General features: G+C 73.9%; 10 protein-coding genes. 5 read left to right on the top strand and 5 right to left on the bottom strand.

The features are described 5' to 3' along the window. Positions 1 to 17 precede the first annotated feature (17 nt). The 4 genes from DEJ46_RS35580 to DEJ46_RS35565 form a co-directional block, all read right to left on the bottom strand. Positions 18 to 1883 carry a rhamnogalacturonan lyase gene (locus DEJ46_RS35580; RefSeq protein WP_411757801.1) on the bottom strand — a complete coding sequence of 622 codons (1866 nt, stop codon included), beginning with the start codon at positions 1881 to 1883 and terminating at the stop codon, positions 18 to 20. 69 nt (positions 1884 to 1952) lie between these two features. Next, positions 1953 to 3281 carry a phytase gene (locus DEJ46_RS35575; RefSeq protein WP_190623061.1) on the bottom strand — a complete coding sequence of 443 codons (1329 nt, stop codon included), beginning with the start codon at positions 3279 to 3281 and terminating at the stop codon, positions 1953 to 1955. Positions 3282 to 3426: 145 nt separating this feature from the next. Further along, entirely contained in the window at positions 3427 to 4959 is a 1533-nt protein-coding gene (locus tag DEJ46_RS35570; RefSeq protein ID WP_190623059.1) for an amino acid permease, read from the bottom strand. Between the two features lie 67 nt (positions 4960 to 5026). Further along, the gene (locus tag DEJ46_RS35565) at positions 5027 to 6001 is read right to left on the bottom strand and encodes a hypothetical protein (RefSeq protein WP_150273031.1); all 975 of its coding nucleotides are present in this window, start codon (positions 5999 to 6001) and stop codon (positions 5027 to 5029) included. 303 nt (positions 6002 to 6304) lie between these two features. On the opposite strand from DEJ46_RS35565, the gene DEJ46_RS35560 reads away from it, so the two are divergent. The 5 genes from DEJ46_RS35560 to DEJ46_RS35540 all read left to right on the top strand — a co-directional run bounded on the left by DEJ46_RS35560 (position 6305) and on the right by DEJ46_RS35540 (position 11269). Beyond that, on the top strand, positions 6305 to 7801 hold the full coding sequence (locus DEJ46_RS35560) for an FGGY family carbohydrate kinase (protein ID WP_150273029.1): 1497 nt from the start codon (positions 6305 to 6307) through the stop codon (positions 7799 to 7801). Further along, the gene (locus DEJ46_RS35555) at positions 7798 to 9216 is read left to right on the top strand and encodes an FAD-dependent oxidoreductase (RefSeq protein ID WP_150273027.1); all 1419 of its coding nucleotides are present in this window, start codon (positions 7798 to 7800) and stop codon (positions 9214 to 9216) included. The genes DEJ46_RS35560 and DEJ46_RS35555 overlap by 4 nt, the downstream gene beginning before the upstream one ends. Beyond that, positions 9213 to 10442, top strand: coding sequence for an FAD-dependent oxidoreductase (locus DEJ46_RS35550; RefSeq protein WP_150273025.1), 1230 nt, complete (start codon positions 9213 to 9215; stop codon positions 10440 to 10442). The genes DEJ46_RS35555 and DEJ46_RS35550 overlap by 4 nt, the downstream gene beginning before the upstream one ends. 24 nt (positions 10443 to 10466) lie before the next feature. After that, positions 10467 to 10940, top strand: a complete 474-nt coding sequence (locus DEJ46_RS35545) for an NUDIX domain-containing protein (protein ID WP_150273023.1) — start codon at positions 10467 to 10469, stop codon at positions 10938 to 10940. Positions 10941 to 11032: 92 nt separating this feature from the next. After that, entirely contained in the window at positions 11033 to 11269 is a 237-nt protein-coding gene (locus DEJ46_RS35540; protein WP_190623309.1) for a hypothetical protein, read from the top strand. A gap of 19 nt (positions 11270 to 11288) precedes the next feature. On the opposite strand, the gene DEJ46_RS35535 is transcribed toward DEJ46_RS35540, so the two are convergent. Next, a complete protein-coding gene (locus DEJ46_RS35535) occupies positions 11289 to 12494 on the bottom strand; it encodes a cytochrome P450 family protein (protein WP_150275053.1) in 1206 nt (401 codons plus the stop codon). Positions 12495 to 12513: the final 19 nt, after the last annotated feature.

Raw genomic sequence — 12513 nt, 5'->3', positions numbered from 1 at the left:
CGCCCCGTCCCGCCCCGCTACGGGGTCGTGACCAGGGGCCTCGGCGGGGTCCGCATGCCGTTGCCGATGTGGAAGCTCGGGTGCGGGGGCTGGTTGTAGGCGGTGTTCTGCCAGGCCAGCCCCGTGCGGTACATGGTGTCGTGCAGCAGGGTCGTGATCCGGGTCCCCGTCTCGTACGGCGTCGAGTGGATCCGCAGCGCGGTGTTGTCGGTCGTGCGCCACACGACCTCCTCGCGCCAGTCGCCGAGGATGTCCCCCGAGAGCGCGGGCGTCGCCTTCGTGGTGTTGTTCGACGCGACCGAGGCGCCGGTGAGGAGCCGGGTCTCGCCGGCGGTCCCGTACTTGTCGATCCGGGTCCCGTCGAGGAGTTCCCGCGTGGTGTCGCCGTCCCACCAGTTCAGGAAGTTGGCGGACGAGGGCTCGCGGCCCTTGGCGGCCCCGGCCTCGTCCCGTACCGAGGTGTCGGACGAGGACCACACCTCCGCCCCGTCGTTCCCGGCCCAGATGTCTCCGGCGACGCCGCGGCCGTTGTCGCAGCAGGCCGCGAGCTGCCAGCGGACGGTGCCGTTAGCCGGGTCGATGTACAGCTGCGAGGGCTGTGAGGAGGACTCCGAGACCTTGAAGTACTCCAGGCCCGCCTTCCCCGGGTCGAGATCGCCGAGGTGCTGGGCGTCGCCGTGGCCCGTCCTGGTGGTCCACAGCCCGTTGCCGTTGTCGTCCACGGCCATCGCGCCGTAGACGATCTCGTCCTTCCCGTCGGCGTCCACGTCGCCCACGGAGAGGCTGTGCGAGCCCTGGCCGTCGTAGCCCTTCCCCGTGTTCGTGGAGCTCGAGGAGTCGAAGGTCCAGCGGCGAGTGAAGGCGCCGTCGCGCCAGTCCCAGGCGGCGATCACGCTCCGCGTGTAGTAGCCGCGCGCCATGATCAACGAGGGCCGGGCGCCGTCGAGGTACGCGGTGGCCGCGAGGAAGCGGTCGACCCGGTTGCCGTAGCTGTCGCCCCAGGAGGAGACGGTCCCGCGCGCCGGGACGTAGGCGGTGCTGCCCATGGCGGCGCCGGTGCGCCCGTCGAACATCGTCAGGTACTCGGCTCCCGCCAGGACGTACCCGCTGCTGTTGCGGTGGTCGGCGGAGGCGCTGCCGATCACCGTGCCGCGTCCGTCGACGGTGCCGTCGGCGGTCTTCATGGCCACCTCGGCCCTGCCGTCGCCGTCGTAGTCGTAGACCTGGAACTGCGTGTAGTGCGCGCCGGAGCGGATGTTGCGGCCGAGGTCGATCCGCCACAGGCGGGTGCCTTCGAGCGTGACACCGTCCACGACGGTGTTGCCGGTGTAGCCGGACTGCGAGTTGTCCTTGGCGTTCGTGGGCTGCCACTTGAGGACGAAGTCCAGGTCGCCGTCGCCGTCGAGGTCGCCGACGGAGGCGTCGTTGGCCTCGTAGGTGTACGCCACGCCGTCGGGTGTCGTGCCGCCCGCCGGCGGGGTGATCGGCACGTCCTTGTAGCCGGTACGGAACTGCACGGCGTGGACGGAGTCCGTCTGTTCGACGCCGCCGATCACGGCGCGGACCGTGTAGTCGGCGTGGCTCGGCGCGCCGGCGTGGAAGTAGTTGGTGGACGCGGTGACGGGGGTGGCGTTGACCTTTGTACCGGCCCGGTAGACGTTGAAGGCGACGGAGTCCGGGTCGGTGGCCAGCCAGCGCCAGCTGACGAGGTTGCCGGTGCCGGTGTGGACGCTCACCACGCCCCGGTCGAGCCGCTCGACCTGCCGCGCGGTGGCGGCGGACGCGGTTCCGGTGGTCGCGGTGAGCGCGGCACAGGTCATCGCGCCGGCCACGAGCGCGGTGGCCAGACGGCGGGCGACGACGGGTACTTGCGGGTGCTGCACGAGTCCTCCTGCGGGGGAAGAGAGCCGTTGCGTACCTCCCAGTCGTCGCCGCCGCGGGATCGGTTGCCGTCAGTCGGTGTCGCGCGGGTCGAAGGACTCCGTGTCGACGCGCAGGGACCGGGGGAAGGCGCCGGCGACCGACTCCCAGGGCGTGAACTTGAAGTTCGTGCTCTCTCGGTCGCCGTCGGCGGGCGCGGCCTCGCCGTCGTGGGTGACGACCAGGCCGCGGGGGAAGCTCCGGCCGAGCGGGACGTTGATCACGGCGGTGCCGTCGGAGTGCTGCACCCCGTCGGTGGCGGATCCGTCGCCGATCGCGAACGAGCCGAGGTAGGTGTTGCCGCGCTTCCGGTCGTAGGCGGCGAAGGTGTTGTCGCCCTGGCTGGACGCGAGGACGTAGCCCTCGCCGTCGCCCGCGTGGTAGACGGTGACGCCTTCGGCGTCGGCGCTCAGGTGCTCGCCGCCGAAGCCGGGGTCGTGGGCGGTGTCGAGGACGCATTCCTCCTCGGCGCTGTCGTACGTCCACGGGGTGCCGTACTCACGGACCCGGTCGAGGAGTACGGGCTTCTCGAACTCGGCGTCGTCGAGCTCGACGCGCCACAGGCCGACGGCCTCCTGCGCCGCGTAGAGGACGTGCTCCTCCTGGTCGACGGCCATGCCCTCGACCTGCGGCCGCTCGCCGGGGTCGGCGCAGGGCCGCCAGGAGGTGCCGTCGGGGAGGGTGAAGGAGGCGGGCAGGTCGAGGGTGTCCTCGGTGCGGTAGCCGACCCGGCCGCCCCGGTCCTCCAGTTCGAGCAGGCGCAGGCTCGTCTCCTCGCGGCGCGAGACGACGACGTACGCCTCGTCGTCGTCGCTGTACGCGGCGAGGCCGTACGTGGTGCGCTGCTCGTCCACCTCGGCCTCGTCGGCGGCGAAGACCGGAGCCACGTCGGCGGCGGTCACGTCACGCAGGGGCGGGCGGCCCTTGGCGACGGCGACGGGGTCGATGGCGTAGGCCCTGACGCGGTCGCGGCCCCGGTCGCTGACGAGGGCCAGGTCCGTCTTCCGGCCGGCGAGCTCGAAGCCGTAGACGACGTCGACGTTGTTGAAGCGGCCGGGTGCGGCGTCCTCGCCGGGGGCCTGCGGCGCGGCGATGTGCTGGAGCCGGCGTCCGTCGAGGCCGTAGACGTCGAGCCCGGCCTCTTTCAGGGTGCCGATCACGATGCTGCGGCCGGGGCTGGTCGGGTCGACCCAGACGGCCGGGTCGTCGGCGTTCGCGTTGCCGCCCGCCTCGTCGTCGTACACGGCGGGCGTCTCGACGCGCGCCGTGACGGTGACGGGGACGGGCTGGGTGGTCGCGGAGGCCGCGGTGACCACCGCGAGGGCGGTGGCGGCGAGAGCGGTCAGAGCGGAAGCGCTCACGGTACTCCTCGGTAGCGTGGACGGACGGGCGAGACGCTACGGACGGAGGGTGGAGCCCCGGGGGCCCCGGCGTGAACACCGGATGCACCGTGAACCCCCGCCGGGTGTGCGGGTGTTCACGGTGGCGGCAGGGGCCTGGCAGGGCCTAGACGATTCCCTCGGAGATGTCCGCTTCCTCGCGGGCCGTTCCGTACGTCGTCGGGGTGCCGTACGAGCGGCGGGCCACGTACCACCAGATGCTGGCCAGGACCAGGACGACGGCGAGCGCGATCACGGCGTAGTTCATGGTGTCGACCGTCACCGGGGACTTCTGCGGCAGGCAGTAGAGGACGGTCACCAGGGCCACCCACACGACGGCGGTCCAGCCGATCGGCTTGCTCCAGCGGCCCAGGCTCCACGGCCCGGGGGTGAAGCGCTTCCCGGCGCGCAGGCGGAGGTAGATCGGGATGGCGTAGGCGGGGGTGATGCCGATGACGTTGATCGCGGTGACCGCGCCGTAGGCGGTGGCGGAGTACAGGGCGGGGGCGGCGAGCAGCGCCGCCACGGCGACGGCCAGCCAGACGGCCGGGACCGGGGTCTGCGTACGGGTGCTGACCTTCCGCCAGATCGCGGAGCCGGGAAGGGCGTTGTCGCGGCTGAAGGCGAAGACCATGCGGCTCGCGGCGGCGACCTCGGCGTTGCCGCAGAAGAGCTGGGCGACGATCACCACGAGCAGGAGGGCGGTGGCGCCTCCCGAGCCGAGTGCGTCCAGGAGGATCTGGGCGGGCGGGACTCCTGTCGCGGAGTTCTGCGCGGCCGCGTAGTCCTGGATGGCGAAGCTCAGTCCGGCCAGGAGGGCGAAGCCGGCGATCCAGGAGACCCAGATGGCCCGCACGATGCCCTTGGCGGCGGCGACGGAGGCGTTGGAGGTCTCCTCGGAGAGATGGGCCGAGGCGTCGTAGCCGGAGAAGGTGTACTGGGCGAGGAGCAGGCCGATCGCCGCGACGTAGAAGGGGTTGGCCCAGCCGGTGTCGTTCACGAACTCGGTGAAGACGAACCCGGCGGACTGGTGGCGGTCGGGGATGAAGGCGAGCGCGCCGACGATGAGCGCGACGCCCGCGAGGTGCCACCAGACGCTGATCGAGTTGAGGACGCTGACGAGGCGGACGCCGAAGAGGTTCAGGACGGCGTGCAGGAGGAGGATCGCCAGGAAGATGAGGAAGGTGGAGCCCGCGGTGGGGACGAATCCCCACTGGAGGTTGAGGAAGGCCCCGGTGAAGAGGGCCGCCCCGTAGTCGATGCCGGCGATGGCCCCGACCAGGCCCAGGAGGTTCAGCCAGCCGGTGTACCAGCCCCAGCGGCGCCCGCCGAGCCGGTCCGCCATGTAGTAGAGCGCTCCGGACGTGGGGTAGGCGCTGGTCACCTCGGCGAGGGCGAGGCCCACGCACAGGACGAAGAGGCCGACGCCGGCCCAGCCCCAGAGCATGACGGCGGGGCCGCCCGTGCCCATGCCGAAGCCGTACAGCGTCATGCAGCCGGAGAGGACCGAGATGACGGAGAAGCTGATCGCGAAGTTGCCGAAGCCGCCCATGCGGCGGGCCAGGACCGGCTGGTAGCCGAGCTCTCTGAGCCGCGCCTCCTCGTCCTGGGCGGGGGGTGGCTTGCGTATCGCGTCGGTCGGGGCTGCGGTGCGGGACATGGGGACCTCCGGGGGGAGCGAGCGGTGAGCGGGGGCAAAGACTGGGCGCGGGGGCCCTCAGTGCGCCTCAGCCGGTGAGGCAGCGGGTTCTGGCGCGCACGAAGACCTCCTCCGCCAGGGCCCGGTCGTCCGGCCGGGCCGTGCGGTAGGCCCACGGCAGCGTCACGTAGTACGGGCCGAGCGCTGTGAAGACCCGGGCCGCGTCGTCGAAGCGGAGGGCTCCGTAGAGGGCGTGTGCCAGGTGGTTCAGGTCGAGCAGAGAGGCCTCTTCGGTGGCGCAGAAGAGGAACCAGGAGTCCAGGGCGCGCTCGGCGTCGCGTACGGCGTCCTCGGCGACCCAGTGGAGGTCCAGGGCGCGTTCGTGGCCGCGCTCGCGCCGGTAGCGCTCGACCCGCACATAGAGCGGCAAGGCGTGCAGGGCGGAGCCGACGGGTGCGGAAGTGGCGGCCCACTGGGCGTAGTTGACGGCCTCGGAGAGCGGTCCGGGGCTGCGGGCGTAGACGAACTGGAGCATGCGGTGGTGCGCTTCGCGGTTGTGCGGGTCGCGCTTGTCCGCCTCGGCGAGCAGTCCCCAGGGACCGGGGGCCAGCATGGGGGCCGGCGGGGAGAGCCGGTGCTCGGCCATGCGCTGGCGGCCGTCGAGGGCGGCGAGGGCGAGGAGGCCGATCCAGGGCACGGGGTCGGCGGGGGCCAGTTCGGCGGCCTCGCGGCACCCGGTCCAGGCCTCCTGCCAGAGTTCGCGTGTGCGGGCGTGGCCGGCTCGGTGGGCACGGACGGCCCGCTCGACGGCGACGCGGCTGTGCATCACCGTGGCGGGGATGCTGCCGGGCTGTTCGGTGCGCCAGGCGTGGACGACGTCGGTGCCCGCGGCGACGGCGGCGAGGACCTGGGTGCGCCGGGTCCAGGCATCCCATCCCGAGGTCTCGTCGAGCAGGCGGGCCATGGCCACCCAACGGCCGGTGCGCAGGTCCTGGACGGCGTTGCGCAGGGCGTGGTCGTGTCCCGCGGGGTGGTAGACGGGCCGGAAACCCTGTGCGGCCATCAGGGGGTGGGGCCAGGTGTGGATGACATGCTTCCTCGGTGGATGGAGGGGGGTGGTCAGTCCCCCGACGGCCTTCCTGCCGTTGATCGGCGATCACTATAGAGGGCACTGGACGCGACCACTCCACTCTTCTCCGTGACGGTAACTATTAAGACAGCGACTGGATTTGACTTACTGTCAGGTAGGCGGGACCGACCTGACGGTGTCGTTCGGCGACACTTGACGCGGGCCCCTGGCAGCGGGAACCTGACCCCTTTCGGTGATCGGACGATCACCTTCCGATCCGGCGACGGGGGCAGTGGGATGACGGGCGGTCCGGTACTGGCCGTGGACCAGGGAACGTCGGGAACCAAGGCACTCGTCGTCTGCCCGGAGCGCGGGGTGATCGGCACCGGCACGGCTCCGGTCCGGCCCCGCTACCTCCCGGGCGGCCTCGTCGAGGTCGACCCCCGTGAGCTGTACGGCTCCGTCGTCGCGGCCGGGCGGGCGGCGCTGGCCGAGGCCGGCACCCCGGTCACGGCCGTGGGGCTCGCCAACCAGGGCGAGACGGTGCTCGCGTGGGACCCGGCCACGGGCGATCCTCTGACGGACGCGCTGGTCTGGCAGGACCGCAGGGCCGCCTCCGTCTGCGACGGACTCGCCGACCACGCCGAGCTGTTGCACCGGCTGACCGGTCTGCCCGTGGACCCTTACTTCGCCGCGCCCAAGATGGCCTGGATCCGCCGTCGCGCCACCGGCGCCGGGGTGGTCACCACCAGCGACGCCTGGCTCGTCCACCGGCTGACGGGCGCCTTCGTCACCGACGCGGCCACCGCCGGACGTACCGGGCTGCTCGATCCGGACACGGTCGCGTGGTCGGAGACGGCCCTCGACCTGTACGGCCTGGGCGGCGAGCGACTGCCCCGGGTGGTGGACTGCGACACCCCGGTCGGCACCACGACGGCCTTCGGCCCGCCGCTGCCGCTGACCGGCCTCCTGGTCGACCAGCAGGCCGCGCTGCTCGCGCAGAGCGCGGGCGAGCCCTCCGCCGCCAAGTGCACGTACGGTACGGGCGCCTTCCTCCTCGCGCGGACCGGTCCCGAGCCCCGGCGCGGCACTTCGGGCCTGGTGAGCTGTGTCGCCTGGCGGCTGGGCGGACGCGTCGAGCACTGCCTGGACGGCCAGGTGTACACGGTGGCCTCGGCCGTCCGCTGGCTGACCGACCTGGGCGTCCTCGCCGGGGCCGGGGAGATCGACACGGTCGGCGGAAGTGTTCCGGACACCGGCGGGGTCACGTTCGTGCCCGCACTGGCCGGCCTCGCCGCGCCGTGGTGGCGGGGGGACGTGCGCGGCTCGCTGACCGGCCTCGGCCTGGACACCTCCCCCGGCCATCTGGTGCGCGCGCTGTGCGAGGGCATCGCCGCCCAGGTGGTGGAGCTCGCCTCGGCGGTCGCCGCCGACCGGGGAGCGCCACTGACCTCGCTGCGCGCGGACGGGGGCCTGACCCGGTCGGCACTGCTCATGCAGACCCAGGCCGATCTGCTGCAACTCCCCGTCGAAGTGGCGTCGTCGCCCGATGCCACGGCCCTCGGGGTGGGCGCGGTGGCCCGCCTCGGCCTCCACCCGGGGCTCGCGCTCCGCGAGGCGGTGCCGGAGTGGAAGCCCTCGGCCGTCTACGAACCCCGCATCGGCACCGACGAGGCCGCCGCACGCCTGGCCGCGTTCCGCGCGGAGGTGTCGTCGCTGCTCGACCGCGGCGGGGCGGGGGCAGGCGGTGCCGCGGGCGCGGGTGACGCCGCAGGCGCGGGGAGCGCCGCGTGACCGTCACCCGTACCGGCCCGTTGCCCACCGGGCCCGAGGCCGAGTACGACGTCGTGGTCGTCGGCGCGGGAGTCGTCGGCTGTGCCATCGCGCGCGCTCTCGCCCGCCACCCGCTGCGGGTCGCGCTCGTGGAGGCCGCGAGCGACGTCGGTGACGGTACGTCGAAGGCCAACACCGCCATTCTGCACACCGGTTTCGACGCCGCTCCGGGCACGCTCGAAGCGCGGATGGTCCGCGAGGGCCATCGGCTGCTCGGCGCGTTCGCGAGCGAGGCGGGCATTCCCGTCGAGCCGCTCGGCGCGCTGCTCGTCGCCTGGGACGAGCAGCAGCGGGCCGCGCTCCCCCGCCTCGCGGAGAAGGCGGAACGCAACGGCCACCTCGCCACCCGGCTGCTCTCGGCCGACGAACTGCGCGCCCGGGAACCGCACTTGGGGCCGGGCGCACTGGCCGGGCTCGCCGTTCCCGGCGAGTCGGTGATCTGCCCGTGGACGACGACCCTCGCGTATGCGACGCAGGCCGTACGCTCCGGGGTCGACCTGCATCTCGACTGCCGGGTGGAGAAGGTCCGCACGGGCGATCCGTGGCACCGGCTCGTCACGCGGCGCGGGGCGCTGCGGACCCGCCACCTGGTGAATGCCTGCGGGCTCCACGCGGATGCCTTCGACGCGCTCCTGGACCGCCGCGACTTCACCGTCACCCCCCGCCGGGGCCAGCTGCTCGTCTTCGACAAGTTCGCCCGCGACCTGGTCCGGCACATCCTCCTTCCCGTGCCCGGGCCGCTCGGCAAGGGGGTGCTCGTCTCGCCCACGGTGTACGGGAACGTCATGCTCGGGCCCACCGCCGAGGACCTCGACGACAAGACCGCCACCGGCACGACGGCCGAGGGACTGGCCGGGCTCCGCGAACAGGGCGGCCGGATCGTGCCCGCGCTGCTCGACGAGGAGGTCACCGCGGTCTACGCGGGGCTGCGGGCCGCCACGGGACAGGAGGACTACCGGTGCACGGCCCACCCCGCGCTGCGGTACGTCACGGTGGGCGGGATCCGCTCCACCGGGCTCTCCGCCTCCCTGGCGCTCGCCGAGCACGTGCTGGGGCTCCTCGCCGACTGCGGTCTCGACCCCGGGCCGGAGCGTCCGCTCGCCCCGGTCCGTATGCCCAATCTCGGAGAGGCCTTCCGCCGCCCGTACCGCGACGCCGAACTGATCGCGCGGGACCCGGAGTTCGGGATGATCGTCTGCCACTGCGAGCGCGTGACGCGCGGGGAGATCCGGGCCGCCTACGCGTCGGAGATCCCCCCGGCGGGGCCGGACGGGCTGCGGCGCCGGACGCGTGCCCGGGGCGGACGGTGCCAGGGGCACTTCTGCGGCGCGGAGGTAAGGGCGTTGAGCGAGTCGTACGGGAAGGGGGCCCGGTGAACCGCGTGGTCGACGTGCTGGTCGTGGGCGCGGGGCCCGCCGGGCTCGCCGCAGCGGCGCGGCTCGCGGCGGCGGGCGCGGGGCGGGTCGAGGTGCTGGAGCGGGAGCGCGCGGCCGGGGGTGTGCCCCGGTACTGCGGGCACCCGGGGTTCGGCGCGGACCGCCGGGGACGGCCGCTGGACGGTCCGGCGTACGCGCGCCTCGCGCTCCGGGCGGCGCTCCGCTCCGGCGCCGTCGTCAGAACCGGGGTGTCCGCCACCGGCTGGGCCGGACCGCTCACCCTGGACGTCACCGCGCCGACCGGGCTCGAACGGATCCGGGCGCACGCCGTGGTCCTCGCCACGGGCGCGCGCGAACGTCCGCGCAGCGCCCGGCTCGTACCGGGCACACGGCCGGCCGGAGTGCTGACGACGGGCGAACTCCTGCGGACGGCAGGGACGTTCGAAGGCGAGCGCGGGGTCCTGCGCGAGCGCATCGGCAGGCGGGCGGTGGTCGTCGGCGGCGAGCCGGTGGCCCGGCACGCGGTGGGGGCGCTCCGCGCGGCCGGCGTGGAGGTGGCCGCGGTCATGACCGAACTCCCGCGCACGGCTCAGGGGTTCGGAGCCGTACCCGTCCTCACGCGGACGTCGGTGGTCGAGCTGCTGGGGCGGGGGCGGCTGACCGGGGTCGCGGTCCGGGGGCGGGACGGGCGGACGTCCGTGCTGCGCTGCGACACGGTGGTGTTCACCGGGGACTGGATCCCCGACCACGAGCTGGCCCGGGCCCGCGGTCTCGCACCCGCGCCGGGGACCCGGGGGCCCGTCACGGACAGTGCCTACCGCACGGCCGAGCCGGGGGTCTTCGCCGCCGGCAACCTCCTGCGCGGGGTGGAGCCGGCGCAGGTGGCCGCCGCCGAGGGCCGCGCGGCCGCCGGCTCCGTCCTCGGCCTGCTCGCCGGGCGGGCCTGCCCGGCCGCCGGCGTGCCGGTGCTGACGGCGGGGCCCTTGCGGTGGGTGACACCGGGGCTCCTCGGTCCCGCGCCCGCCGTCCCCTTGCTCGTACGGCCGGACCGGCGGCTCGTACGACCGCTCCTGACCGTCACCCAGGACGGCTCGCCGCTGCGGCGGGAGCGGTTGCGCGGGGAGCAGGCGCCCTGGCGTTCGGTGCGGCTGGGGCCGGAGTGGACGAGCGGCGTGGATCCGGCGGGCGGCCCGGTGATCGTCGGCACGGAGGAGTACGCACCGTAGGGACCATCGGCCAGACTGGGGTGCATGCCGGACAAACGCAGCGCGGGTCTCCTGGTCTTCCGTCACACGGCGGGCAGGGGCGTCGAAGTCCTCATCGGCCACATGGGCGGGCCCTTCTGGGCCTCCCGGGAGCAGGCGGCCTGGTCGATCCCCAAAGGGGAGTACGAGCCGGACGAGGCTCCCGAGGTGGCGGCGCGACGGGAGTTCCTGGAGGAACTGGGGCTCCCGGCGCCAGAGGGCGCGTGGATCGACCTCGGGGAGGCCCGGCAGCACAGCGGGAAGCTCGTCACGGTCTGGGCGGTCGAGGGTGAACTCGACCCGGGGGCGGTGGTGCCCGGCACCTTCACCATGGAGTGGCCGCCCCGGTCCGGCGTCCACCAGGAGTTCCCGGAGATCGACCGGGTCGGCTGGTTCACCCCGGAGGAGGCCGACCCGCTGCTCGTCGCCGGACAGCGGGTCTTCCTGGAACGGCTGAGGGCGCATCTGGGCGCACCATAGGGGGCTCCGGACAGGCCCTGACCCCCGTTGTCAGACCCGTGCGAGAAGGTGGTGGGCGTAGACCTGTCGAGAGGGAGCCCGACATGATCACGATGACCGCCACCGAGCGCGCCGCGGCCCAGGCGTACCTGCGGCTGCTGGAGTCCACCCAGGCCGTGCTGACCGATCCGCAGCTCGCGCCGTACGCCGGGGTGATGCTCACCCATCCGATGGCGGAGGCCGACGAGGCGCTGCGCGCGGCGGGGCTCTCGGGGAACGAGGACCGGCTGTTGCGCCTCGTCTCCTCGCTGCGGGCCTCACCGGCGAGCGTGTGGGGGTGGAGCGGGTAGCTCCGCAGACTGCGGGCCGTCAGGGGGTCGGGCGGACCGGGAGGGTTCGGACGCTGTTGCCGACGAAGCCGGCGTGGCTGGGAAGCTCGGTCTCCGGGACGGCCAGGTCCAGGTCGGGGAAGCGGGTGAAGAGCGCCTCCAGGGCGATCGCGGCCTCCATGCGGGCGAGCGGGGCGCCCAGGCAGTAGTGGGGGCCGTGCCCCAGGGAGAGGTGCTTCGTCGTCGTGGCGCGGGTGATGTCGAAGCGGTCGGCGTCGGGGCCGTGCGCCTTCGCGTCCCGGCCCGCCGCCGAGTAGCCCGCGAGGACGGGGGTGCCCTGGGGGATGAGGGTGCCGTCGACCGTGAGGTCGCGGGTGGGGTAGCGGAACGGGAAGTAGCTGACCGGGCTGTCCCAGCGCAGGGTCTCCTCCACCACGTCCGCCCACGCGGCCCGGCCTTCGAGGACGAGGGCGAGCTGCTCGCGGTGGCCGCAGAGCGCCCGCACGGCGTTGGTGACGAGGTTCAGCGTGGTCTCGTGGCCCGCGATGATCATCAGGAGCAGGGTGCCGATCAGCTCGGGCTGGCTCAGTCGGTCGCCGCCCTCGTCCCGGGCGGCGATGAGGGCGCTGGTCAGGTCGTCGCCGGGGGCCCGGGCCTTGTCGCCGGCGATGGAGGTGAGGAGCTCGACGAGTTCGCGGTTGGCGGCGAGGGCCCGCGCGGGCTCGGTGTCGGTGGCGACGACGAGGCTGGACAGGTGGTGCAGCCGGTCCTGATGGGCGGGGTCGACGCCGAGGAGTTCGCAGATGACGCCGAGGGGCAGCGGGAGCGCGTAGTGGCGGCGCAGGTCGGCGATGCCTCCGCCGGTGCGGGCCGCTTCGGCGAGGCCGTCGAGGAGTCCTGCCGTGACGGCCTCGACGCGCGGGCGGAGCTCCTCGACCCGGCGTGCGGTGAAGGCGCTGCTGACCAGGGTCCGCAGGCGGCGGTGGTCGGCGCCGTCCGCCGTGGTCATGCCGGGCACGGTGGCGAAGGTGCGCAGCGGCCAGCCGTCGGGTATCCGGCCGTCGGTGAGGGCGGTGAAGTGCCGGGCGCCCTTGGCGACGTCGGGGTGGGAGAGGAAGTCACGGAGCGCGTCATGGCCGAGGACGGCCATGCCCTCGATCTCGCCGGGCAGGACCACGGGCGTCACGGCCCCCTCGGCGAGGAGCCGGGCGTTGGCCGCGTGCGGGCAGCCGCCGGCCGCGTCCATGCGGTGCGGCGGCCGGCCG

It is taken from the genome of Streptomyces venezuelae (genome assembly GCF_008642375.1).
In the GTDB taxonomy this organism is placed as follows: domain Bacteria; phylum Actinomycetota; class Actinomycetes; order Streptomycetales; family Streptomycetaceae; genus Streptomyces; species Streptomyces venezuelae_G.
This window is presented reverse-complemented; position numbering and strand designations above follow the sequence as displayed.